This window comes from Mycobacterium shimoidei, assembly GCF_900417275.1.
Taxonomy (GTDB): Bacteria; Actinomycetota; Actinomycetes; order Mycobacteriales; family Mycobacteriaceae; genus Mycobacterium; species Mycobacterium shimoidei.
Window position 1 is genome coordinate 3,175,628 of the sequence record NZ_UEGW01000001.1, and the last position, 23,345, is coordinate 3,198,972.

20 protein-coding genes and 1 other RNA gene are annotated in these 23,345 nt (G+C 66.1%); 17 read left to right on the top strand and 4 right to left on the bottom strand.

The genetic code is table 11. The features are described 5' to 3' along the window. Window positions 1-4: 4 nt before the first annotated feature. Window positions 5-673, bottom strand: a complete 669-nt coding sequence (locus tag MSP7336_RS15320; protein ID WP_069396247.1) for an HAD-IA family hydrolase — start codon at window positions 671-673, stop codon at window positions 5-7. A gap of 56 nt (window positions 674-729) precedes the next feature. On the opposite strand from MSP7336_RS15320, the gene cobC reads away from it, so the two are divergent. Genes cobC through MSP7336_RS15340 form a run of 4 tightly spaced genes read left to right on the top strand, consistent with a single transcriptional unit; the run spans window position 730 to window position 4,707 of the window. Beyond that, window positions 730-1,761, top strand: a complete 1,032-nt coding sequence (gene cobC / locus MSP7336_RS15325) for an Rv2231c family histidinol phosphate aminotransferase CobC (RefSeq protein ID WP_244917471.1) — start codon at window positions 730-732, stop codon at window positions 1,759-1,761. Next, the gene (locus MSP7336_RS15330) at window positions 1,758-2,882 is read left to right on the top strand and encodes a Nif3-like dinuclear metal center hexameric protein (protein WP_181786772.1); all 1,125 of its coding nucleotides are present in this window, start codon (window positions 1,758-1,760) and stop codon (window positions 2,880-2,882) included. Before cobC ends, MSP7336_RS15330 begins: the two co-directional genes overlap by 4 nt. After that, window positions 2,882-3,616, top strand: a complete 735-nt coding sequence (locus MSP7336_RS15335; RefSeq protein WP_069396250.1) for a zinc ribbon domain-containing protein — start codon at window positions 2,882-2,884, stop codon at window positions 3,614-3,616. Before MSP7336_RS15330 ends, MSP7336_RS15335 begins: the two co-directional genes overlap by 1 nt. A gap of 5 nt (window positions 3,617-3,621) precedes the next feature. Beyond that, a complete protein-coding gene (locus MSP7336_RS15340) occupies window positions 3,622-4,707 on the top strand; it encodes a bifunctional RNase H/acid phosphatase (RefSeq protein WP_069396308.1) in 1,086 nt (361 codons plus the stop codon). A 32-nt stretch (window positions 4,708-4,739) separates the two neighbouring features. On the opposite strand, the gene MSP7336_RS15345 is transcribed toward MSP7336_RS15340, so the two are convergent. Further along, window positions 4,740-5,456 carry a 2OG-Fe(II) oxygenase gene (locus tag MSP7336_RS15345; RefSeq protein ID WP_181786774.1) on the bottom strand — a complete coding sequence of 239 codons (717 nt, stop codon included), beginning with the start codon at window positions 5,454-5,456 and terminating at the stop codon, window positions 4,740-4,742. Window positions 5,457-5,523: 67 nt separating this feature from the next. Between MSP7336_RS15345 and rnpB the strand changes: the two genes are divergently transcribed. Then, an RNA gene (gene rnpB, locus MSP7336_RS15350) (RNase P RNA component class A) lies at window positions 5,524-5,919 on the top strand. A gap of 11 nt (window positions 5,920-5,930) precedes the next feature. Here rnpB and MSP7336_RS15355 read toward each other — a convergent pair. Together MSP7336_RS15355 and panB are read right to left on the bottom strand one after the other, a co-directional pair. Continuing rightward, entirely contained in the window at window positions 5,931-7,427 is a 1,497-nt protein-coding gene (locus tag MSP7336_RS15355) for a CYTH and CHAD domain-containing protein (protein WP_113964946.1), read from the bottom strand. Window positions 7,428-7,458: 31 nt separating this feature from the next. Next, a complete protein-coding gene (gene panB / locus MSP7336_RS15360; protein WP_069396251.1) occupies window positions 7,459-8,295 on the bottom strand; it encodes a 3-methyl-2-oxobutanoate hydroxymethyltransferase in 837 nt (278 codons plus the stop codon). Between the two features lie 184 nt (window positions 8,296-8,479). On the opposite strand from panB, the gene MSP7336_RS15365 reads away from it, so the two are divergent. The 12 genes from MSP7336_RS15365 to MSP7336_RS15420 all read left to right on the top strand — a co-directional run bounded on the left by MSP7336_RS15365 (window position 8,480) and on the right by MSP7336_RS15420 (window position 23,254). After that, entirely contained in the window at window positions 8,480-9,871 is a 1,392-nt protein-coding gene (locus MSP7336_RS15365) for a WS/DGAT/MGAT family O-acyltransferase (RefSeq protein ID WP_069396252.1), read from the top strand. A gap of 52 nt (window positions 9,872-9,923) precedes the next feature. Further along, window positions 9,924-11,489 (top strand): alpha/beta hydrolase, encoded by a 1,566-nt coding sequence (locus tag MSP7336_RS15370; protein ID WP_113964072.1) that lies wholly within the window; start codon window positions 9,924-9,926, stop codon window positions 11,487-11,489. A gap of 96 nt (window positions 11,490-11,585) precedes the next feature. Then, complete coding sequence (locus MSP7336_RS15375; RefSeq protein ID WP_069396254.1) at window positions 11,586-13,133, top strand: alpha/beta hydrolase; 1,548 nt, start codon at window positions 11,586-11,588, stop codon at window positions 13,131-13,133. A 21-nt stretch (window positions 13,134-13,154) separates the two neighbouring features. Next, the gene (gene glnA, locus MSP7336_RS15380) at window positions 13,155-14,495 is read left to right on the top strand and encodes a type I glutamate--ammonia ligase (RefSeq protein WP_069396255.1); all 1,341 of its coding nucleotides are present in this window, start codon (window positions 13,155-13,157) and stop codon (window positions 14,493-14,495) included. Between the two features lie 2 nt (window positions 14,496-14,497). Next, window positions 14,498-17,461, top strand: coding sequence for a bifunctional [glutamine synthetase] adenylyltransferase/[glutamine synthetase]-adenylyl-L-tyrosine phosphorylase (locus MSP7336_RS15385; RefSeq protein ID WP_425325749.1), 2,964 nt, complete (start codon window positions 14,498-14,500; stop codon window positions 17,459-17,461). A gap of 48 nt (window positions 17,462-17,509) precedes the next feature. Then, window positions 17,510-18,142, top strand: a complete 633-nt coding sequence (locus tag MSP7336_RS15390; RefSeq protein ID WP_069396257.1) for a PaaI family thioesterase — start codon at window positions 17,510-17,512, stop codon at window positions 18,140-18,142. Beyond that, complete coding sequence (locus MSP7336_RS15395) at window positions 18,139-19,002, top strand: TIGR03619 family F420-dependent LLM class oxidoreductase (RefSeq protein ID WP_113964074.1); 864 nt, start codon at window positions 18,139-18,141, stop codon at window positions 19,000-19,002. The genes MSP7336_RS15390 and MSP7336_RS15395 overlap by 4 nt, the downstream gene beginning before the upstream one ends. 16 nt (window positions 19,003-19,018) lie before the next feature. After that, on the top strand, window positions 19,019-19,258 hold the full coding sequence (locus MSP7336_RS23850; protein WP_113964075.1) for a hypothetical protein: 240 nt from the start codon (window positions 19,019-19,021) through the stop codon (window positions 19,256-19,258). 296 nt (window positions 19,259-19,554) lie between these two features. Then, window positions 19,555-20,931 carry an HNH endonuclease signature motif containing protein gene (locus MSP7336_RS15405; RefSeq protein ID WP_069396311.1) on the top strand — a complete coding sequence of 459 codons (1,377 nt, stop codon included), beginning with the start codon at window positions 19,555-19,557 and terminating at the stop codon, window positions 20,929-20,931. A 21-nt stretch (window positions 20,932-20,952) separates the two neighbouring features. Next, window positions 20,953-21,858 (top strand): NAD-dependent epimerase/dehydratase family protein, encoded by a 906-nt coding sequence (locus tag MSP7336_RS15410; RefSeq protein ID WP_113964076.1) that lies wholly within the window; start codon window positions 20,953-20,955, stop codon window positions 21,856-21,858. 41 nt (window positions 21,859-21,899) lie between these two features. After that, the gene (locus tag MSP7336_RS15415) at window positions 21,900-22,133 is read left to right on the top strand and encodes a hypothetical protein (protein ID WP_113964077.1); all 234 of its coding nucleotides are present in this window, start codon (window positions 21,900-21,902) and stop codon (window positions 22,131-22,133) included. Next, window positions 22,130-23,254 (top strand): epoxide hydrolase family protein, encoded by a 1,125-nt coding sequence (locus tag MSP7336_RS15420; RefSeq protein ID WP_069396261.1) that lies wholly within the window; start codon window positions 22,130-22,132, stop codon window positions 23,252-23,254. Before MSP7336_RS15415 ends, MSP7336_RS15420 begins: the two co-directional genes overlap by 4 nt. Window positions 23,255-23,345 lie beyond the last annotated feature (91 nt).

Genomic DNA, 23,345 nt, shown 5'->3' on the forward strand with positions numbered 1-23,345 from the left:
CTTGTCAGACACCGAGAGCCCTCCGCAATTCCGCGACCGTCGCGACATGGTTGGCACCGGCGCCGTCGGCGAAATCGGCCTGCCCGTAGCCCCAGCCGACCACGACCGCGTCGATGCCGAATGCGGCCGCCCCCTCGACGTCATGCACCCGGTCACCGACCATCAGCACGCGCTCGGGCAACGGCTGCAGCTGGGCCAGCGCATGCGCCAGCACCTCGGTCTTGCTGCTGCGTGTGCCGTCCACGCTGGCGCCGGCGATGACCTCGAAGTGCCCGTCCACCCCGAAATGAGCCAAGATGCGGCGTGCGGTCGGCTCGGCTTTGGAGGTGGCCACCGCCAGCCGCACACCCGCGGCGCGCAGATCGGCCAGCAGCGGCTGCATCCCGTCGAAAAGACTGTTCATCGCCCAGCCCCGGCTGCTGTAGTCGGCGCGGTACGCCGCGATCGCAGCCTCGGTGCGCTCGCCGAGCCCCATCGCGGACAGGGTTTGGTGCATCGGTGGGCCCACGATCCGGCTGGCCAGGTCGCCCTCGGGCACGTCGCCGCCGACCTGTCGCAGTGCATGCCGGAAGCTGGACACGATCCCCTCCGCGGAATCGGTGAGGGTGCCGTCGAGGTCGAAGATCACCAGCTGGGGTCTGAGCCCAGCCCCGGCGGAGAGCGTGTCGGTCACCTGCTCATTGTCGCCGACGTCACCACGCCGCCGACAAGGCCATTACTGTTTCAAGCGTGGCGAGTCTGGAAGCGAACCCGTTGGCGCTCGCGCGCTACCACGGCGATCAGGCCGCCGAACCCGGGATGCTGGACTTCGCGGTCAATGTCCGCGACACCCAGCCCCCCGCCTGGCTGGTGGAGCGGCTGGCCGCCCGCTTGCCGGATCTGGCCCGTTACCCAGACGCCGACGACGAGCGCGCCGCAGTGCAGGCGGTGGCCGCCCGCCACAGCCGGGCCGAGGCCGAGGGGGGGCTACTGGCCGGGGCGGCCGAAGGGGTCGCGCTGCTGGCCAACCTGCAACCGAGGCTGGCGGCGGGCATCGCGCCGTCGTTCACCGAACCGCAACTGACGCTGGCCGGCGCCGGTGTCGCGGTGCAGCAGGTGGTGCTCCCGCCGCCGTTCGGCTTGGCCGGCGCCACGGTTCCCGAGGAAGCCGACCTGGTCGTGGTGGGCAACCCGACCAACCCGACCTCGGTGCTGCATACCCGCGAGCAGATCCTTGCGCTGCGCCGGCCCGGCCGGCTGCTGGTGGTCGACGAGGCGTTCGCCGACTCGGTTCCCGGCGAGCCGGAATCGCTGGCCTCGCTGCGGTTGGCGGACGTGCTGGTATTGCGCAGCTTGACCAAGTCCTGGTCGCTGCCCGGGCTGCGGGTGGGCTACGCGCTGGGCGCACCGGAGGTGTTGGCGCGGTTGACCTCCCGGCGGGCGCACTGGCCGGTGGGCACCCTGCAGTTGACGGCGATCGCAGCGTGCTGCGCGCCCGACGCGGTCGCCGAGGCCGAAGCCGGCGCCCGGCGGTTGGTGGATATGCGGACCCAGTTCGTGGCCGGACTCCGCCAGTTGGGCCTCGACGTGATCGACGGGCGCGCACCGTTTGTGCTGTTCACCGTCGACGACGCCGAATTGGTACGAAAGCGGTTGCACGTCAAGGGGATCGCGGTGCGCCGCTGCGACACGTTTGTGGGGCTGGATGGGCGGTACCTGAGGGCCGCGGTGCGCCCGGAATGGCCGGTGCTGGTCTCGGCGCTGCGCGAGGTGCTGGCGTGAGCGTGCGGTTGGCCGAAGTCATCGGCGTGCTCGAGGGGGCCTACCCGCCGTCACTTGCCCAGTCGTGGGATTCGGTCGGCTTGGTATGCGGTGACCCCGCCGACGCGGTGCACTCGGTGACGATCGCGGTCGACGCTACCGCGGCAGTGGTCGACGAAGTACCCGAGGGAGGCCTACTGCTGGCCCACCATCCGCTGCTGTTGCGGGGGGTGCACACCGTCGCGGCCAACACGGCCAAGGGCGCGCTGGTGCACCGGCTGATCCGGTCCGGCCGTGCGCTGTTCACTGCACACACCAACGCCGATTCGGCGTCGCCCGGAGTCTCCGACGCACTGGCCCAAGCGCTGGGGCTGGCCGTTGAAGGCGTGTTGGAGCCGGCAGCGGCGACGGCGGATCTGGACAAGTGGATCATCTTCGTGCCGCCGGAGAACGCGGACGCGGTGCGTGCCGCGGTGTTCGGCGCCGGCGCTGGTGAAATCGGCGACTACTCCTGCTGCAGTTGGAGCACCACCGGCACCGGGCAGTTCCTGCCCCGCGAGGGCGCCGCGCCCACCATCGGCAGCGTTGGCGCCGTGGAAAAGGTCGTCGAAGACCGGGTGGAGGTCGTCGCACCGGCTCGGGCGCGTCGCGAGGTGCTATCCGCGCTGCGTGCCGCCCACCCCTACGAGGAGCCAGCGTTCGACATCATCCCGCTGGCATCGCCCCCGACCGACGCGGGTTTGGGCCGCATCGGCAGCCTGCCGCAGCCAGAACCGTTGCACGCCTTCGTTTCGCGAGTCCGTGCCGCCTTGCCTGACACATCGTGGGGAGTGCGCGCGGCCGGCGATCCCGAGATGACGGTATCGCGCGTCGCGGTCTGCGGTGGCGCGGGCGACTCGCTGCTGGACGTCGTGGCGAGTATCGACGTGCAGGCCTACGTCACCGCCGACCTGCGGCACCATCCGGCGGACGAGCACCGCCGCGCCTCGGAGGTGGCTCTGGTCGACGTCGCCCACTGGGCAAGCGAATACCCGTGGTGCGAGCAAGCTGCCAACCTGTTGCGGTCAGCCTTCAACAGTGCTTTGCCGGTACGGGTTTCCACCATCCGCACCGATCCCTGGAATGTCGGAAGAGATCTTTGATGAAAGCTGCTGTAGTACAACAGCGTTCGTTGCTCGAGTTGGCCGAGCTGGACGCTGAGCTGGCCCGCCTGACTCATCGGGCCGCCCATCTGCCCGAACAGAAGGACTACGAGCAAAAGCAGGCTGACCACGCCGCCGCCAACGATCGGCTGGCCGCGTTGCGAATCGCACTGGAGGATTTAGAGACCCAGGTATCGCGGTTCGAAGCCGAAATCGATGCTGTTCGCCAGCGCGAAGACCGGGACCGCTCGCTGTTGCAATCCGTCGCCGACGCCAGGCAACTGTCAGAACTGCAGCATGAGTTGGACACGCTGCAACGCCGCCAGGCCAGCCTGGAGGATTCGCTGCTGGAAGTGATGGAGCGCCGTGAAGAGTTGCAGGCCCAGCAGAATACGGCATTGAGCGAGATTGACCTCTTGCAAAAGGAATTGAGTACCGCCCGGCAGGCTCTCGACGGAGTTCTCGCCGAGATCGACCAGACCCGCCAGCAGCGATCTGCGCGGCGCGACGAGCTGATCGCGGCGCTCGATCCCGAGCTGGTCGAGCTCTACGAACGGCAGCGGTCCCGCGGTGGTCCCGGCGCCGGGCCGCTGCAGGGCGGCCGCTGTGGCGCCTGTCGGATCGAAATCGACCGCGGCGAGCTGTCCCGGATCGCGACGGCCGCCGACGACGATGTGCTGCGCTGCCCGGAATGTGGCGCAATCCTGCTGCGGATCAAGGATTTCGGTCGATGAAAGTCTTGAAAGTCATCGTCGAGGCCGACGGCGGGTCACGCGGCAACCCCGGGCCGGCGGGCTACGGGTCGGTGGTGTGGACGGCCGACCATTCCACGGTGCTTGCCGAAAGTAAGCAGGCGATCGGTCGAGCAACCAACAACGTCGCCGAATACCGGGGGCTGATCGCCGGCTTGGACGAAGCGGTGAAACTGGGCGCCACCGAGGTCGACGTCTTGATGGACTCCAAACTGGTGATCGAGCAGATGTCGGGGCGTTGGCAGGTCAAAAATCCCGACCTGGCCCGGTTGCACGCTCAGGCCAGCGCACTGGCGGAGCGGTTCGACCGCATCAGCTTTTCCTGGGTGCCGCGGGCACAGAACTCCTACGCCGACCGGTTGGCCAATGAGGCGATGGACGCCGCCGCCGAGATCGACCAATCCGTCACAGCGACAACCGAAACCGAACCAGCGACCGCCCCCGGCTGGACCGGGGCCCGCGGTGCCCCGACCAGGCTGCTGCTGTTGCGGCACGGACAGACCCAACTGTCGGCAGGGCGGCGCTATTCGGGACGCGGTGATCCCGAACTCACCGAGCTGGGCTGGCGGCAGGCCGACGCGGCAGCACGCTATCTGGCGCAACGCGGCGGGATCTCAGCGGTGATCAGTTCTCCGCTGCAGCGCTGTTTCGATACCGCGACAACGGCGGCCAAGGCCCTGGGGTTGGACGTCACCGTCGACGATGACTTGATCGAAACCGATTTCGGTGGCTGGGACGGGCTGACGTTCGCCGAGGCATCCGAACGAGACCCGGACCTGCATCAACGGTGGCTGCGTGACACCAGCATCGCCCCGCCGGGCGGAGAGAGTTTCGACAGTGTCCACCAGCGCGTTGTGCGGGCCCTCGATCGAATCGTCGCCGAACACGGCGGTACGACGGTGCTGGTGGTGTCGCACGTGACCCCGATCAAGATGCTGTTGCGGCTTGCCCTCGACGCCGGGCCGGGCATCTTGTACCGCTTGCATTTGGACCTGGCCTCGCTGAGCATCGCCGAGTTCTACCCCGATGGTGCGACCTCGGTGCGGCTGGTGAATCAGACCGCCTACCTCTGATCGGCAGGTAGATGCAGCCAGTGTGCGCATAGTCAGGCGGCGTCGTGAAAGATCAACCCGAGCGCATAGCGCTGCCCGGAGCGAACCACCGAAAGACCATGGCGCACTGGTGACACCGACCAGCCGCGGCTGGAGCGCACCGGTCGATCGCGGGTGGTGAACAGATAGCCGTGGCCCTGCGGCAGCTGAGTGGCGATTCCGCGGGATTGCGCCCGCGGTCTTTGCTCCACAAGCAGGAACTCGCCGCCGGTGTACTCGGTCTGTGGGTCACTCAGGTTGATCACCACTTGAAGGGGAAACACCAACTCGCCATAGAGGTCTCGATGCAGAGCGTTCCAGTCGTCGACGCCGTACTTCAGCATGAGCGCTGTGGGCCGGCACTGTCCTGCGGCATGGCACATCTGCAGCCATTCGTCGAGGGTGTCGGGCCACGGGGCGTCGCGGCCGAGCCTCGCATACCAGTCCCGCGCGATCGGCAGCAGCCGCGGATACAGCGCCTGTTTGAGGTGCTCGATCGGCTCGGGATAGGGCGCGTGGAAGTACCGATACTCGCCGGACCCGTAGCGGTGTCGCTGCATGTCGATGGTTTTCCGGAACAGCTCGTCGCGGCCGTAGAGCTTGCGCAGCTTCATCGCCTCGGCGCGGGTGAGCAGCCGGGGCAGCAGAGCACCGCCGTGGTGGTCGATGGCGGTGGTGACCGCGTCCCAGTCGGCCGCGTCGACGCGCTTTGCCCAGCGGGTCACCGGCATTCGTGCAGTATGCCAGAGCTGACGCGCTGGCCTGCGCATACGCGATCGAGTACCGTGGTAATGCGGACGAGTTGGCTGGGCGGCCGCGGCTCGCTGGTTCGCCAGACGAGTCGAGGAAAGTCCGGACTTCACAGAGCAGGGTGATTGCTAACAGCAATCCGAGGTGACTCGCGGGAAAGTGCCACAGAAAACAGACCGCTACCTAGCTAGGTAGTAAGGGTGAAACGGTGCGGTAAGAGCGCACCAGCATTCCGGGTGACCGGAATGGCTCGGCAAACCCCACCCGAAGCAAGGCCAAGAAGGCCGCACTGCGGTGCGGCCGCGCAGGCGTCCGAGGGTTGCTCGCCCGAGCCTGCGGGTAGGCCGCTTGAGGCACCCGGTGACGGTGTGTCCAGATGGATGGTCGCCGCCGCGTTACTCCGGTAGCGCGGAACAGAATCCGGCTTACAGGCCAACTCGTCCGCCCCAGCCCGATCAGCGTTGCGCCTTGCGCATCGCTTTGCCGAGTTTGCGCAACGCCTTGCCGAGTTGTTCTCGGCGGCTGCGGGCCAAATCCGTCTCCTGCTGGTAGAGCAGGCCGTACGTGAAGGTGTCTTCGCCGGCGGCATGGGCGACGGCAGCCTGCCGGCACAAGTGCTCGCGGCTGACCACACTGTCTTGGTGCTCGCCGAGCAACGTCTGCACGGCCTTGGCCCGCTTGGACACCTTGGTCGCGCCCGTGGCCGCCGCGGCGTAACGGAGTCGCTTGGCGCGCTTGCGGATTTGGTGCAGCACCGCGTTGCGGTCTTCCTCGGAAGCTTCCGCTAGCGCGTTGACGGCCTTGCGCACCCGCTTGTAGGCGGCGCTGATGATTTCCCGGGGTGATTGGGCCGGACGCGGCGGCCCGCTGACCAACCCGTCCAAGGCGTCGAGTAGCCGAAAGTAACGTTGCGAGCGCATCGCGACCAGTGATTGTTTGAGCCCGGTCTGATAACGGTGCCGCCTCTCGTCGACCAGACGTGCCCGGACTTGCCCGCGTACTAGTTCCGGCGCAAGCCGATCGAGCGCCTGCTGGTAGCGCTCGGCCAGCACCTCGGCGTCGCGGGCTTCACCCAACACCCGACCCAGCTCGCGCAGCTCGTCGAGAATCCAGGTGTTGTCGGTCAGGCCGAACGCGTCCGGCGAGGCCTGCAACAGGCTGCGGATCTTGCGGGTGGTCACTCGCATCTGATGAACTGCATCGTCGGCGTCGGCGCGCACCGCCCGGTCCCAGACCAGCAGTTCGTCGATCAGCTCGGCCACCGCGCGGCGCACCGGATCGGTGTCTCGGGCCGACGAATCTTGTTGAGCTACAGACTCACCGAGAACTCGCGCCAACTTTGAGCCGTGCCGCGCCGGGGTAGCACCCGCACCCAGCAGCCGATTGCTCAGCTGGTCCAGCAGTTCGGTGTTGGTGATGGCGTCGGACCCGACGAGCTCGATCTCCCACTCCCGCCACTGCTGCTCGGCTGAGTTGTCAGCCAAGGCCGCGGTGACGTCGTCGTCGCAAAACTGGGCCAGCACCGCGCCGCTGCCGTCCTGCAGCAGGTGGATGTTTCGTGTGGTGGTGATCCTCGCGATCGGTTGCAGCGGACGGTCGCGCACAATGGCCAGTACCACATCCCGCAATTCGTCAGGCACATCGTCGCCACTGGGGCTCTGCCCGGCATCCAGCGGTGCGCGAACTTCGGTCCGGGCGTCGGGGCCGGCCGGCAACTTCAGATGCCAGCCCGCGTCGGCGCCGCCGGTGCGACGGCGCAAAGTGATTTGTCTGGACGCAAGGTCACGCGTGCGCGTATCGAAATAGACCGCCTCCAGCCTCAGCGGCGGCTGTTTTTCGATCCGCGTGACCGCGGCGAGGCCGGCAAACGACGGCAGCATCGTCGACTCGGCGACGTCGAACTTGCGCTCGACCTCCACGTGGCGCGACGTGCTATCGGCCTCGGCCACCATCGCCACCGTCGCCTCCGTCGCCGCGTGGGAACTAGAAGCAGTGCTCGTCGGCCGGGAATACGCCGCTGGCGACTTCTTCCGCATATTGGGTTGCCGCGCGGCGCAATTCGCCCCCGACGTCGCCGAACCTCTTGACGAAGCGAGCGGTCTTGCCGGCGGTGAACCCGGCCATGTCCTGCCAAACCAACACCTGGGCATCGCAGTTGGGACCCGCACCGATGCCGACCGTCGGGATGGTCAGCTTTCCGGTGATCTGGTCCGCCAGCTCGGCCGGCACCATCTCCATGACAACCGCGAACGCGCCGGCTTCGGCGACCGCGATCGCGTCGGCGATGGTCTGTTCGGCGCCGTCGCCGCGGCCCTGCACCCGGAAGCCGCCGAGTGTGTTCACGCTCTGGGGGGTGAAGCCGATGTGCGCCATCACCGGAATGCCCGCGGCGGTCAAGACCGAGATCTGCTCGGCCACCCGCTCGCCGCCCTCGAGCTTGACGGCGTGCGCTCCCGCTTCCTTCATGAACCGAGTGGCGCTGCCCAGCGCGGCGGCCGGTCCGGCTTCGTAACTGCCGAACGGTAGGTCAGCCACCACGAGCGCGTGCGGAGCGCCGCGCACCACACCACGCACCAGCGGGATCAGCTCATCGATGGAAACGGGAACCGTGGTGTCGTATCCGTAGACGACGTTGGCGGCCGAGTCACCGACCAGCAGCACAGGTATCCCGGCGTCGTCGAAGATCCGGGCAGTCGAGTAGTCATAGGCGGTCAGCATGGCCCACTTGTGGCCCTCTGCCTTCATTTTCTGCAGGTGATGAGTGCGGATCTTGGTCCGCGGTGCGGATGCGGAAGCACCGTACACAGTGTGCTCAGACATCGTTGTCCCTAGTAATCGTCGGGTCGATCCTCGTGGCCCTGCCGGGTCCCCGGGTTCGTCTGACCTCGTCAGTCTGCCACCTGTCGCGTCAGAACGGCATACCTGGACCCGTGGACTTGCTCACACCGGGGTTGCCTACCGCGATTCCGGTGCCGCGGCGCGGTGCCGGACATACCATCGGCGCATGCAGCGGCTCAGCGGCCTCGATGCCAGTTTCTTGTATCTGGAAACGTCTACCCAGCCCTTGCACGTCTGTTCGATTCTCGAGCTCGACACCTCGACGATGCCGGGCGGATACAACTTCGACCGGCTGCGCGACGAGCTGGCTATTCGCATCAAGGCGATGCCGCAGTTCCGGGAGAAGCTGGCGAGCAGCCCGTTCAACCTGGACCATCCGGTGTGGGTCGATGACGACACCTTCGACGTCAGTCGGCACCTGCACCGCATCGGGCTGCCGCCGCCGGGTGGGCGGATCGAACTGTCCGAGATCTGCGGCCACATCGCGGGACTGCCGCTGGACCGCAGTCGGCCGCTGTGGGAGATGTGGGTCATCGAGGGTGTGGCCGGCACCGACGCCCAACAGGGTGGCCGGATCGCGGTGATGACCAAAGTGCACCACGCCTGCGTGGACGGGGTGACCGGCGCGAACCTGATGTCACAACTGTGCAGCACCGAGGCCGACGCGCCGCCGCCAGAGCCGGTGGAGGGTGTCGGTGGCGCCAGTCAGCTCGAGATCGCGGTCAGCGGCCTGGCGAAATTTGCGTCACGCCCGCTGAGTCTGGTCAACGTATTGCCCAGCACGGTGTCGTCGATGGTCGAGACACTGACACGCGCGCGCAGCGGGACGGCGATGGCGCGTCCATTTGCCGCGCCGCGAACCACGTTCAACGCCAGCATCACCGGGCACCGCAACGTCGCTTACGCACAACTGGACCTGGAGGACGTCAAGAAGGTCAAGAACCACTTCGCCGTCAAGGTCAACGATGTCGTGATGGCGTTGGTGTCCGGCGTGCTGCGCCAATTCCTGTTGGACCGTGGCGAATTGCCGGAGGCGTCGTTGGTGGCGATGGTTCCGGTGTCGGTACACGGGAAGTCCGACCGGCCAGGACGTAACCAGGTCTCCGGAATGTTTGCCAGCCTGCATTCGCACATCGCCGACCCCGCCGAGCGCATCAAATCCATATCTGAGGCGAATTCGGTTGCTAAGCAACATAGTTCAGCGATCAGCGCGACGCTGCTGCAAGACTGGTCGCAATTCGCGGCCCCAGCCGTCTTCGGCATGGCGATGCGCGCCTACGCCAAGACTCGGCTGACCCGCAGTCGGCCCGTGCACAACCTGGTGGTCTCCAACGTCCCGGGCCCGCAGGTGCCGCTGTACCTGCTGGGCTGCGAGGTCAAAGCGATGTACCCGCTGGGCCCGATTTTCCATGGGTCAGGTCTGAACATCACCGTGATGTCGCTGAACGGGAAACTCGACGTCGGGCTGATCGCTTGTCCGGAGCTGGTGCCCGAGTTGTGGGAGTTGGCCGACGACTTCGCGGTCGGAATGGAAGAACTGCTGCTGGCCACCCGGTAGCGGGTCGCCGTCCGACCTGGCCCGGACCACCCCTCGGCGCATGGCAGCATAGGTGGACATGGGCCTGCCTCGCCGCGATGGGATCGCGCGCTCGCTGCTGGTTTGGACTGTGTTGGCCGTGACCGTGTTGACCGTGGCGAGCTGCACACGCGTCGTCGACGGACGCCCGCGCCTGGCCGGGCCGAAGATCGGCCAGGCGCTGGAGTGGGGGCAGTGCCGGCTGTCCGGCGGGACCGCCGTCAAGCTGCCGGCCGGTGCGCTTTGCGGGCGGATTGCGGTGCCGGTGGACTACCGCCGCCACGACGGCGACGCCGCCACCCTGGCCATGATTCGTTTTCCGGCCACCGGCGACAAGATCGGCTCCCTGGTCATCAATCCCGGCGGCCCGGGCGAGTCCGGGATCGAGGCCGCGATCGGCGTCGTCCAGTCACTACCGCCGCGAGTCCGCGAACGGTTCGATCTGATCGGCTTCGACCCGCGCGGGGTGGCGTCCTCGCGCCCGGCGATCTGGTGTAACTCCGACGCCGACAATGACCGGTTGCGCGCCGAGCCGCAGGTCGACTACAGCCCCGAAGGCGTCGCGCACATCGAGCAAGAGACAAAGGAATTCGTGGGCCGCTGTGTGGACAAGATGGGCAAGAAATTCTTGGCCAACGTGGGAACGGTCAACGTCGCCCGCGATCTCGACGCGGTGCGTGAAGCCGTCGGTGACGAAAAGCTGACCTACCTCGGCTATTCGTACGGAACCCGGATCGGCGCCGCCTACGCCGAGGCGTTTCCGCACAAGGTACGGGCGATGATTCTCGACGGGGCCGTCGACCCCAATGCCGACCCGATAGAGGCAGACCTGCGGCAGGCCAAGGGATTCCAGGACGCGTTCAACGACTATGCGGCTGAATGCGCCAAGGCTCCGACCTGCCCGCTGGGCACCGACCCGGCCAAGGCGGTTGACGTCTACCAGAGCTTGGTGAATCCACTGGTCGATCCCGACAACCCGAGGAAGGGCAGACCCGCACACACCAAAGATCCACGCGGGCTGAGTTATAGCGACGCCATCGTCGGCACCATCATGGCGTTGTATTCGCCCACGCTGTGGCATCACCTGACCGCCGGACTGACCGAGCTGAAAAGCGACCGCGGCGACACCCTGCTGGCGCTGGCCGACATGTACATGCGCCGCGATGCACACGGCCACTACAGCAATGCCAGCGATGCCCGGGTCGCAATCAATTGCGTCGACCAACCTCCGGTCAAGGATCGGGCCAAGGTCGTCGAGGAAGATCGACGATCCCGTGAGATCGCGCCGTTCATGAGCTATGGCAAATTCACCGGCCACGCCCCGCTGGGAGCCTGCGCGTTTTGGCCGGTACCGCCCACCAGCAAGCCGCACGCCATCTCCGCGCCCGGCCTGGTCCCAACCCTGGTCGTGTCGACCACCCACGACCCCGCGACCCCGTACCAGGCTGGGGTGGATCTCGCCAAACAACTGCAGGGCGCCCTGCTCACTTTCGACGGAACCCAGCACACCGTGGTCTTCCAGGGCAACAGCTGTGTCGACGACTACGCCACGGAGTACCTGATCAGCGGGAAGGTGCCGGCAAAGGGCGCCAAGTGTTAGCTCCGCCGGCAGGTAACGAACCTTCCAGATAACGAGACCAACGTGTGACCTTCTGCGGGCAGCTTCCGTAGCTGGGACATGCCACGATTGACATCCATGTGGCGCATGAGACTGCTGAGCTCTGCGCTGCTATCATTCGCCTTGCCGATATCGGTGGCGCTGAGTTACCCCGAACCTGCCCGGGGCACGCCGGAATCCGATGCCGGCCCGAGTTCGGCCGTGCCAAAGCCGGCCAGCGTCGCGCCGCCGACTTGGGGGCATTGCGACAGCTTCGTCGAGGACACCCGCGACATCCCCACCGCACTGTGCACAACCGTCCCGGTTCCGGTCGACTACAACGACCCCGCGGGCGCCACACTTCAGCTCGCGGTGATTCGGATCCCCGCCACCGGCCCGCGGCTAGGGTCCCTGTTGGTCAACCCGGGCGGCCCGGGCGCGTCAGCGGTCGAGGCCGCCGCTCAGATGGCAGCAGCGCTGGCCGACAGTGAGATCACCCGTCAGTTCGACCTGGTCGGGTTCGACCCTCGCGGCGTCGGTCATTCCACCCCGGCACTGCGCTGCCGCACCGACGCCGAATTCGACGCCTACCGGCGCGAACCGATGGTCGACTACAGCCAGGCCGGCGTCGCCCACATCGAGCAGATCTACCGGCAGTTTGCCCGCGAATGTGCAGACAAGATGGGCCCGACGTTCTTGGCGAACGTCGGCACCGCGTCGGTCGCGCAGGATATGGATGTGGTCCGGCAAGCGCTTGGTGAGGAGCAGATCAACTATCTGGGCTTCAGCTACGGCACCGAGCTGGGCACCGCCTATGTCGAGCGGTTCGGTGACCACGTACGCGCGATGGTGCTTGACGGCGCGATCGACCCCAGCGTCGGTCCGGTCGAGGAAAGCATCCAGCAGCAAGCCGGCTTCCAGACGGTGTTCAACGACTACGCGGCCGACTGCGCTCGCTCGTCGGACTGCCCGCTGGGAACCGACCCCACCAAATGGGTCAGCCGCTACCACGAGCTGGTGGACCCCTTGGTCGACAAACCCGCGCAGGTGTCGGACCCGCGTGGACTGAGCTACGCCGACGCGATCACCGGCACCGTCAATGCGCTGTACACCCCGCAGTACTGGAAATTCCTGACCAGCGGACTCCTGGGCCTCAAACGCGGCACTGATGCCGTTGACCTGCTGAAACTGGCCGACGATTACAACGGGCGCGACGAGCATGGCCACTACGACAATTCCCAGGACGCCTTCGAGGCGGTGCGCTGCGTCGACGCGCCGTCGCCCACGGATTCGGCGACCTGGGTCGCCGCCGACCGCAAGATTCGCCAAGTCGCACCGTTTTTGTCCTACGGCCAGTTCACCGGGTTCGCGCCCCGCGACGTGTGCGCGTTGTGGCCGGTACCCGCGAGCTCATCGCCGCACCCGGCGGCGCCGGTCGCGCCGGGCAAGGTCGTCGTCGTCTCCACCACGCACGATCCCGCCACCCCGTACCAGGCCGGCGTGGCGCTGGCGCGCCAACTCGGCGCCCCGTTGATCACCTATGAGGGGACCCAACACACCGCGGTGTTCAACGGCGACCGCTGCGTCGACACCGCAGTCGTGCGTTATTTCGTCACCGGTGTGGCTCCAGGCAACTTGCAGTGCTGAGACGCGATACGCTTTTCCATCATGGACCGACAGAAGGAATTCGTGCTCCGCACGCTGGAGGAACGGGACATCCGTTTTGTGCGGCTGTGGTTCACCGACGTGCTGGGCTACCTCAAGTCGGTCGCGATCGCGCCGGCTGAGCTCGAGGGTGCCTTTGAGGAAGGCATCGGGTTCGACGGCTCCTCGATCGAGGGGTTCGCCCGGGTTTCGGAGGCCGACACCGTCGCCAATCCCGACCCGTCGACCTTCCAGGTGCTGCCGTGGCTCACCAGTACGGGGCATCACCATTCGGCGCGCATGTTCTGCGACATCACGATGCCGGACGGTTCACCCTCCTGGGCGGACCCGCGCCATGTGCTGCGCCGTCAGCTGAGCAAAGCCAACGATCTCGGCTTTTCCTGCTATGTGCACCCCGAAATCGAGTTCTTCCTGCTGGAACCGGGCGGGGATGACGGATCCCCGCCGATTCCGCTCGACGATGCCGGCTATTTCGATCAGGCGGTGCACGACTCGGCGTCCAATTTCCGCCGCCGGGCGATCGAAGCGCTGGAATTCATGGGCATTTCGGTGGAATTCAGCCATCACGAGGGCGCTCCGGGACAGCAGGAGATCGATCTGCGCTTCGCCGACGCGCTGTCGATGGCCGACAACGTCATGACCTTCCGCTACGTCATCAAAGAAATTGCCCTGGAGGAAGGCGCGCGAGCTAGCTTCATGCCCAAGCCTTTTGGGCAATACCCGGGCTCAGCCATGCACACGCATATGAGCTTGTTCGAGGGTGAGGTCAACGCGTTCCACAGCCCCGACGATCCGCTGCAGCTTTCTGATGTCGCCAAGTCGTTCATCGCCGGGATCCTGGAGCACGCCAGCGAAATCAGCGCGGTCACCAATCAGTGGGTGAATTCCTACAAGCGGTTGGTGCACGGCGGCGAGGCACCCACGGCGGCGTCGTGGGGCGCGGCCAACCGCTCCGCGTTGGTGCGGATTCCGATGTACAGTCCGCACAAGACGTCGTCGCGCCGCATCGAAATACGCAGCCCGGACTCGGCATGCAACCCGTACCTGACGTTCGCGGTGCTGTTGGCGGCCGGGTTGCGCGGGGTGGAGAAGGGTTATGCGCTGGGCCCGCAGGCCGAAGACAACGTGTGGGATCTGACGCCCGAGGAGCGTCGTGCGATGGGCTATCGCGAGCTGCCGGCCAGCCTGGATCACGCTCTGCGGGAGATGGAAAAGTCCGAGCTTGTAGCGGAAACGTTGGGGGAGCACGTATTTGACTTCTTCCTGCGGAACAAGCGCAGGGAATGGGCCAACTACCGTAGCCACGTCACGCCCTACGAACTGAAGACATATCTCTCGCTGTAACCGTGAGCCAACCCGCCACGCAGCGACCGAAAATACCCAGCGTCGGTCGGCTCGGCCTAGTCGACCCGCGGGCAAGTGACTACTTGGCGCGACTGGGCTGGGACACCGAAGACCACGTCGATTTGTTGTGGTCGCTGTCGCGGGCACCCAACGCCGATGCCGCCCTGAGCGCGCTGGTCCGGTTGTCCGAGAAGCCCGAGGCCGCATGGGATGAATTGAGTGCCGCGCTGCTGACCGACCGCGGGCTGCGCGGTCGGCTGTTCGCGGTGCTCGGGTCCTCGCTGGCACTGGGAGACCACCTGGTCGCCCATCCACGGTCGTGGCGGCTGCTGGCCGGCGAGCCGATATTGCCGTCATCCGAACAGCTGCACCAAGCATTCGCCCAGGCCGTCGCTGAAATGCCGGCTGGCGCAGGCGTCGACCATCTGCGTGCGTTGTACCGCGACCAGCTGCTGTTGCTGGCCGCCATTGATCTGGCGCCGGCGGTGGAGGACGAGCCGGTGCTGCCATTCACCGCGGTTGGCGCTCATTTGGCCGACATCGCAGACGCCGCGTTGGCGGCGGCGTTGGCCGTGGCTGAATCGACCGTCTGCGGTGATGGCACGCGACCTCGCTTAGCGGTAATCGCGATGGGCAAATGCGGTGCACGCGAACTGAATTACGTCAGCGACGTCGACGTGATCTTCGTCTCCGAACATGCCGACCCGATCAGCACCCGGGTCGCCCGCGAGATGATGCGGGTGGCGTCGGAGGCCTTCTTCGAAATCGACACCGGGCTGCGGCCGGAGGGCCGGCACGGCGAGCTGGTCCGCACCCTCGACTCACACATCGCCTACTACCAGCGCTGGGCCAAGACCTGGGAGTTTCAGGCACTGCTCAAGGCCCGCCCCGCCGCCGGTGACCCCGAACTGGGCCAGCGATACATCGCCGCGGTGATGCCGATGGTGTGGAGGGCTTGCGAGCGTGAGGATTTCGTCGACGAGGTGCAGGCGATGCGACGGCGGGTGGAGCAGCTGGTGCCCGCCGATGTGCGCAACCGCGAGATCAAATTAGGTCCCGGCGGCCTGCGTGATGTGGAGTTCGCGGTGCAGCTGCTGCAGCTGGTGCATGGCCGCAACGACGAGTCGCTGCATGTGGCCTCCACAGTGGATGCGCTGGCCGCGCTGGGTCGCGGCGGCTACATCGGGCGCGACGACGCCGCCAACCTGACTGCGTCCTACGAATTCCTGCGGCTGCTCGAGCACCGGCTGCAGCTGCAGCGACTCAAACGCACCCACCTGCTGCCGGAGCCCGACGACGAGGAAGCGCTGCGCTGGCTGGCGCGCGCGGCACACATCCTGCCCGACGGGCGTAACGACGCGCTGGGCGTACTGCGCGAGGAACTCAAGCGCCAAAACGTCCGGGTGTCACGGCTGCACGCCAAACTCTTCTACCAACCGCTACTGGAATCGGTCAGTCCGGCCGGACTGGAGTTCGCGCAGGGCATGACGCCGGAAGCCGCCGAGCGCCAATTGGCCGCCCTGGGCTACAAGAGCCCGCAGAACGCACTGAGCCATCTGTCGGCACTGATCAACCAGAGCGGACGCCGCGGTCGGGTGCAGTCGGTACTGCTGCCCAGATTGCTGGACTGGTTGTCGAACACCCCCGACCCCGACGCCGGATTGCTGGCTTACCGCCGAATCTCCGAGGCGATGGCGGCGCAACGGTGGTATCTGTCCACACTGCGCGACAGCAGCGCGGTGGCCAAGCGCCTGATGCATGTGCTGGGCACCTCGGCGTATGTACCGGATCTGCTGATGCGCGCGCCCGAGGTCATTCAGCAGTACGGCGATGGGCCGTCGGGCCCAAAACTGGTGGAAACCGACCCCGACGCGGTGGCGGGCGCTCTGGTGGCCTCGGCGGGCCGGCACGCGGACCCAGTCCGTGCCATCGCCGCCGCTCGCAGTCTGCGCCGACGCGAGCTGGCCCGGGTCGCCTCGGCGGACCTGCTCGGCATGCTCGAGGTCACCGAGGTGTGCCACGCGCTCAGCTCGGTGTGGGTCGCGGTGCTCAAGGCCGCGCTGGAGGCAGTGACCAGGGCGAATCTCCCCGAGAATGGTCGTGCGCCGGCGCGCATCGCGGTGATCGGGATGGGGCGGCTGGGTGGGCGCGAACTGGGCTACGGTTCCGATGCCGACGTGATGTTCGTCTGCGAGCCGACCAACGGCGTCGAGGATTCGCAGGCGGTGCGCTGGTCGGTGTCGGTAGCCGAGCAGATCCGGACCCTGCTGGGCACGCCCAGCGTCGACCCGCCGCTGGACGTCGACGCCGACCTGCGCCCGGAAGGACGCAGTGGCCCGCTGGTCCGGACGCTGGCCTCCTACGCCAGCTACTACGAACAATGGGCGCAGCCGTGGGAGGTGCAGGCCCTGCTGCGTGCGAACGCGGTAGCCGGTGACGAAGACCTCGGGCAGCGCTTCCTATTGATGGCTGACAAGACGCGCTATCCCGATGGGGGAGTATCGGCCGACGCCGTACGGGAGATCCGACGGATGAAGGCCCGCATCGACGCCGAGCGGCTGCCGCGCGGCGCCGACCCCAACACCCACACCAAGCTGGGGCGCGGCGGGCTGGCCGATATCGAATGGACGGTGCAGTTGCTGCAGCTGCGGCACGCACACGCGATTCCGGCGCTGCACAACACCTCGACGTTGGAAACCCTCGACGCGATCGCCGCCGCCGAGCTGATACCGGCCGAAGAGGTGGAATTGTTGCGGCAGGCCTGGCTCACGGCCACCCGGGCGCGCAACGCCTTGGTTCTGGTGCGCGGCAAGCCCACCGATCAGCTGCCCGGACCCGGGCGTGCACTCAACGCCGTCGCGGTCGCCGCCGGCTGGGCCAACGGCGACGGGGGCGAATTTTTGGACAACTATCTGCGGGTGACGCGGCGTGCGAAAGCGGTGGTGCGCAAGGTCTTCGGGGCCTAAAAGCGCCCCGGGGCGGACCGCGATATCTAGTAGTGCTAGTAAGTTTGGATGGACTTCGCGTTCGACGTCATCAGCGCCGACCAGCATGACCAGTTAGTGGCGCTCTACGAGCCACTGGCCCGGGCAGTGCGCGGCCTCATCGACGCCAGCATCCACACCGGGGTCGACGAACAGACCATCCGCGATGCGCAGAGCGCCATCGAGTCAGTGACGCAAACGCTGGAAAGCACCCGGCACGACGGTTATCGCACGCTACGGGTAGCCGAAAGTGGGCGGCCGGTGGCATGGGCCAACGCGGTGATCGGTGTCCGCAACCCGATCGCGCCACCGCTGACCATCCACCACAACGCTGACGCCACTCGGTGCTGGAGTGAGTTTTCGCTGGGCGCGCCGTATGAGGGACCGCCGGGTCGGGTGCACGGCGGCGTGTGCGCCCTGGTGCTGGACCATTTACTCGGCGAAGTGGCCAGCGAGGGTCTCACCAAACCACGGTTCACCGGCACGATCAGCGTGAAGTATCTACGTGCCACGCCGTTGGGCGAGCTTCGTGCCGAAGCCGGGATCGAACGGGTGGAAGGCGTCAAGACTTTCGTCCGCGGCTTTATCGCCGACGCGGAGGGCATCACCGCCGAAGCCGAAGGCGTCTTCATTGAGCCGGCGTGGGCGCGGGACGCCGGATGAAGTTCTACGTCAGCAGCGGGTTTTTGAAAACCGGCGAGATCATCGAAATCGCCAGGGCTGCAGACGAATTAGGTTATGACGGAATCGGTATCCCGGACCACATTGTCAATCTGGAGACGCTGAGCACGCCGTATCCGTATACCAAAGACGGGGAGCGGCGCTGGCCGCCGTTCACCGATTGGCCCGACCCATGGGTGCTGGTGGGCGCGCTGGCGCAGGTGACCACCCGGCTGCGTTTTGTCACCACCGTCTACATCCCGGCGATGCGCAATCCCTATTCGGCGGCCAAAGCCATTGGCACCGCAGCGTGTTTGGCTGAGGGGCGCGTCGAGCTCGGAGTTGGTGTCGGCTGGTGCGCCGGCGAGTTCGCGTTGATGGAGCAGCGATTCGAGAACCGGGGCAAGCGCACCGACGAGATGCTCGAACTGCTGGCCGCGCTATGGAGTCCCGGCTGGACAGAATTCGAAGGGCAGTTCTACCAAGCGCCGCGGCTGGAGATGGAGCCGACGCCGCCCCGCATCCCGATCTACGTCGGCGGGCTCAGCGAGACCGCATTGCGGCGCGCGGCTCGCCACGACGGCTGGATCGGTGATCTGATCCGGCTCGACCAGGCCATCGAGGCAGTCACCAGGCTGCGCGCGCTGCGTGCCGAAAATGGTTTGTCCATGGACGGTTTCACCATTCTCACGCCATTGGTTGACGCGTTCTCTGCCGCGGACTATCAGCGTGCTGCGGACGCCGGGATCACTGGCATCTTGACGATGCCGTGGAGGTTCTACGCCGGCGCCGATGCCACATTGTCGGAAAAGATCGACGGCATGCGGCGGTTCCGCGAGGATTTGGTGTTGGACGTGGAGTAGTGGCGGAGGACTGAGGGTGACGAAAAAGGTCGTTGTCGCGGTCGTGGTCTTGGGGTTTCTTGGTCTGCTCGCTCTTCCGGTCAAGGAGTTGTGCGGGGGCCAAGGTAAAGTCTGCGCCACAGCCCCCGACGATGATGGGTACATCCATTATTACTACGAGAAGCAGCCGCTATTGACCCCGCTGATCTACGCCATAACCGGTCGGAGTGTCCCCCTCGTCTATTCAAGAGGTATTGAGCTACACAAGATCCGGTGACGGGAGCGGTGTGCTTTAGTCGTGGCAACTGGTCGGGCGCGCGGCTTCATTTCCTGGTGAGGCGGAAATATCCGTAGAGGTATACCTCATCCCCGGTCGTTATTTGTATGGGCGTTTTGACAAGACCGGCACCCAGGATCATATCGTCGTCGAAATGACTTCGGAGCCAACCGTTCTGCCGATATAAGCTGTACACAATCTTATGCGTCTTCAGTTCTTATCCACAGTCTGCTGTTTGTCCACAGGGTGCCGCACGCGAGGCCATGAATGTCAGTGGGCGCAGATATGATTCGAACATGCGTTCGAGTAGCCGGGAAGAGATCATCGAGGCGTTCGATGCGTTTCATGACTCGGTTACTCGGCTGGGTGAGCTGACTTTCGATGCGTTGACTACCCCCGATCGTTTGGCGTTGCTGGAGCGCTTCGAGGACGACACTCGTCGGTTGCCGGTTCCGCGCCACGAATTGATCAACGGGCTGCGCCAGCAGGCCACCCCGGCCGAAATCGGCGGCAAATTGCCCCATGTGCTCGCCGACCGATTGCGCATCACCCGTGGCGACGCCAAGCGTCGCATCGAGGAAGCCCAAGAGCTGGGCACGCGCCAGTCACTGGCCGGTGAACCGCTGCCGCCGCATCTATCGGCGACTGCCGCCGGCCAGCGCGCGGGGGACATCGGTGGTGCCCACGTGTCGGTGATCCGGGGCTTCCTGCGGGACCTGCCCTGTTGGATCGACGCTGACACGCGCCAACGCGCCGAAGCACAGCTCGCCGAGTTCGCCACCCAGTATCGCCCCGAGTTGCTCGCCAAGCTGGCCGACAAACTCGCCGACGTCCTCAACCCGGATGGCGACTTCAGCGACGAGGATCGGGCTCGTCGGCGCGGCCTGACGTTGGGCAAGCAGGAGCGCGACGGCATGTCGGCGATCCGCGGGTATCTGACGCCGGCTGCGCGCGCCGCGGTGGAGGCCGTGTTCGCCAAGCTGGCCGCGCCGGGCATGGCCAACCCCTATGACGAAAACCCGGTGCTCGATGGCACGCCGTCGGAGCGGGCGATTGACAACGACAAACGCACCCCGGCGCAACGAAACCACGATGCCCTCCATGCGGCGTCGCGCGCCTTACTCGCCAGCGGAGAGTTGGGCCAGCACAACGGATTGCCGGCCAGCATCATCGTGTCCACCACGTTGCAGGAACTCGAATCCGGTTGTGGGAAAGCACTTACCGGAGGCGGCACACTGCTGCCCATGAAAGATGTGATCAGACTGGCCCGCCACGCCCACAACTACCTGGCCATCTTCGACAAAGGGCGGGCGATCGCGCTTTACCACACAAGACGCTTAGCCTCGCCGGGACAGCGAATAGTGCTCTACGCCAAGGACCGCGGTTGTTCGCGCCCCGCCTGCGACGTGGCCGGTTACTTCACCGAAGTCCACCACTGCACGCCCTACGCCAAGTGCCGCACCACCGACGTCAACGACCTGACGCTTGCATGCGGCGGCGACCATCCGCTGACTGAACAAGGCTGGACCACTCGCAAAAACGCGGACGGTGAGACGGAATGGATTCCGCCGCCGCACCTGGACTATGGCCAACCGCGCGTCAACCGGTTCCACCACCCCGAGAAACTCCTGCAAGACAAAGACAAAGAAGACGATGACGACGAGGATCCGTGACGGCATGCCTACCATCAGCTCATGCGCGGTGCCAAAATCCTGATCACCGGTCCGACCGGCCAGGTCGCCTTCCCGATCGCCCGAGCCCTGGCCGCCGACAACGACATCTGGGGGATCGCTCGGTTCGCCGACGCCGCGGCCCGGGAACGTCTCGAGCAGGCCGGAGTTCGGTGCCAGACGGTCAACCTGGCCGCAGGCGATTTCACCGGCTTGCCGTCCGATTTTGATTACGTCCTCAACCTCGCGGTGGCCAAGAGTGGCAAGTGGGACACGGATCTGGGCGCCAACGCGGAGTCGGTTGGTCTGCTGATGGCTCACTGCCGCGGGGCAAAAGCTTTCCTGCACTGCTCGTCTGCGGCCGTCTACGACCCGCCGGACGACGAGCCGCGCACCGAGCGTGCCGCCCTTGGCGACAACCACAAGTTCTTGTTTCCCACCTACTCCATCTCCAAGATCGCCGGCGAAGTCGTCGCCCGCTCGATCGCGCGGGTGCTCGGCGTGCCCACCACCATCGCCCGCCTCAACGTCCCGTACGGCGACAACGGCGGGTGGCCGTACTACCACATGGAGATGATCCTCGCCGGCATCCCGATTCCGGTCCCGCCGGGCGGCCCGGCCCGCTATAACCCGATCCACGAGGATGACATCCTCGCCACCATCCCCAAGCTCCTCGAGGTGGCGTCGGTCCCGGCGACCACCGTCAATTGGTGCGGCGATCAGACCGTCAGCCTGCAGGAGTGGTGCAGCTTCCTCGGCTCGCTGGTCGACAAGGAGCCGGTCTTTCAAGAGAGTGACCAGGCGTTACGCGGCAATCCCACCGATGCGACCCGGATGCGCGAGCTTGTCGGCGCCACGACGGTCGACTGGCGCGACGGAATGCGCCGCATGGCCGCCACCGTCCACCCCGAGCTGCTGACCGGCCGCTGAAAGCATTCCCTCCCGCCTGCGTTTGTTTTAACGTTGCGAGGGTGGAGTCACACGGAACCCCCGAACTTGTGCCTGTCGAGGCGTTGCGCTCTGGTGACCCGATCACCGATGTTCAAGGTGGCGGTCAGCACTACACGGTTCTCGAATCCAAGTCGATCGGCGACGGCTGCGTCGTCCTGGAACTCGAGTCGAAGGCAAACGACCGGCTTCGAGTAATCGAGATGTCCTTTCCCACCGGCTACCACATGGGCAGGTCCCCGCGGCGCATCCTGTGACCCCGGAAGTCAAGCCCTACCGCATCGACGTTGCGGATGAGGTTCTGGATGATCTGCGCGCGCGGCTAGCGCGCACCCGATGGCCCGAAGCCGAATGTGTCGACGACTGGAGTCAAGGCATCCCGCTCGCCTACACCCGTGACCTGGCTGATTACTGGGCCGACGGCTACGACTGGCGGGCGCGCGAAGCCGCGCTGAACCGGTTCGATCAGTTTGTCACCGAGATTGACGGCCTCGACATTCACTTCATCCATCAACGGTCCCCGCACAAGGATGCGCTGCCGCTGTTGATCACCCACGGCTGGCCCGGCTCGATCGTGGAGTTCCACAAAGTGATCGAGCCGCTGGTGAACCCCGAACGTCCCGAAGACGCTTTTCACGTCGTATGTCCGTCGCTTCCCGGGTATGGGTTCTCCGGCAAGCCCTCCCGCACTGGCTGGGGCGTGGAGAAGATCGCACAGGCCTGGGAGACCTTGATGGGGCGCCTCGGGTATGACCGATACGGCGCGCAGGGCGGCGACTGGGGCGCTGCGATCAGTACACAGATAGGTCGCAACCGGGGCCGGTGCATCGGGATCCACCTGAACATGCCGATCGCCCGGCCGCCGGCCGACGCGAAGGCCGAACCCACCGAGGACGAAAAACGCGCTTTTGCCGCAGCCGCGCACCATCGCCGTTGGGGCACAGGCTATTCCACGCAGCAGGCGACCCGGCCGCAGACGTTGGGGTATGGGCTGGTTGATTCCCCGGCAGCACAACTGGCGTGGATCGTGGAGAAGTTCTGGGCGTGGACGGACTGCGACGGGCATCCCGAAAATGTGCTCAGCCGCGACGAACTCCTCGACAACGTGATGCTGTACTGGGCGCCCGGTACCGGCGCCTCGTCCGCGCGGCTGTACTGGGAGAGCTTCAATGCCCTCGGCGACGCCAGCCGAGTCGAACTGCCGACGGGCATCGCGTCGTTCCCCAAGGAAATCCTGCGCGCACCGCGAAGGTGGTGTGAGGCCGTCTACAACATCACCCACTGGACGGACATGCCGCGAGGCGGGCACTTCGCGGCTTTCGAGCAGCCGTCGCTATTCGTGGACGACGTGCGTGCTTTTTTCGCCACGCTGCGCTGAGTTAAGCCGCACAATCAGTGAATGGCCCCCAACGGCCATTCCGGCGTACCGACGCCGGAATCGCCCAACCGCGCCGAGCTGCACGCTGCCG

Bases quoted from the DNA above. Each gene is read 5' to 3' on its own strand.
- MSP7336_RS15335 (WP_069396250.1), top strand. From the start codon at position 2,882: ATGAAAGCTGCTGTAGTACAACAGCGTTCGTTGCTCGAGTTGGCCGAG.
- MSP7336_RS15345 (WP_181786774.1), bottom strand. From the start codon at position 5,456: ATGCCGGTGACCCGCTGGGCAAAGCGCGTCGACGCGGCCGACTGGGAC.
- MSP7336_RS15355 (WP_113964946.1), bottom strand. From the start codon at position 7,427: ATGGTGGCCGAGGCCGATAGCACGTCGCGCCACGTGGAGGTCGAGCGC.
- panB (WP_069396251.1), bottom strand. From the start codon at position 8,295: ATGTCTGAGCACACTGTGTACGGTGCTTCCGCATCCGCACCGCGGACC.
- MSP7336_RS15365 (WP_069396252.1), top strand. From the start codon at position 8,480: ATGCAGCGGCTCAGCGGCCTCGATGCCAGTTTCTTGTATCTGGAAACG.
- MSP7336_RS15375 (WP_069396254.1), top strand. From the start codon at position 11,586: ATGTGGCGCATGAGACTGCTGAGCTCTGCGCTGCTATCATTCGCCTTG.
- glnA (WP_069396255.1), top strand. From the start codon at position 13,155: ATGGACCGACAGAAGGAATTCGTGCTCCGCACGCTGGAGGAACGGGAC.
- MSP7336_RS15390 (WP_069396257.1), top strand. From the start codon at position 17,510: ATGGACTTCGCGTTCGACGTCATCAGCGCCGACCAGCATGACCAGTTA.
- MSP7336_RS15395 (WP_113964074.1), top strand. From the start codon at position 18,139: ATGAAGTTCTACGTCAGCAGCGGGTTTTTGAAAACCGGCGAGATCATC.
- MSP7336_RS15405 (WP_069396311.1), top strand. From the start codon at position 19,555: ATGCGTTCGAGTAGCCGGGAAGAGATCATCGAGGCGTTCGATGCGTTT.
- MSP7336_RS15410 (WP_113964076.1), top strand. From the start codon at position 20,953: ATGCGCGGTGCCAAAATCCTGATCACCGGTCCGACCGGCCAGGTCGCC.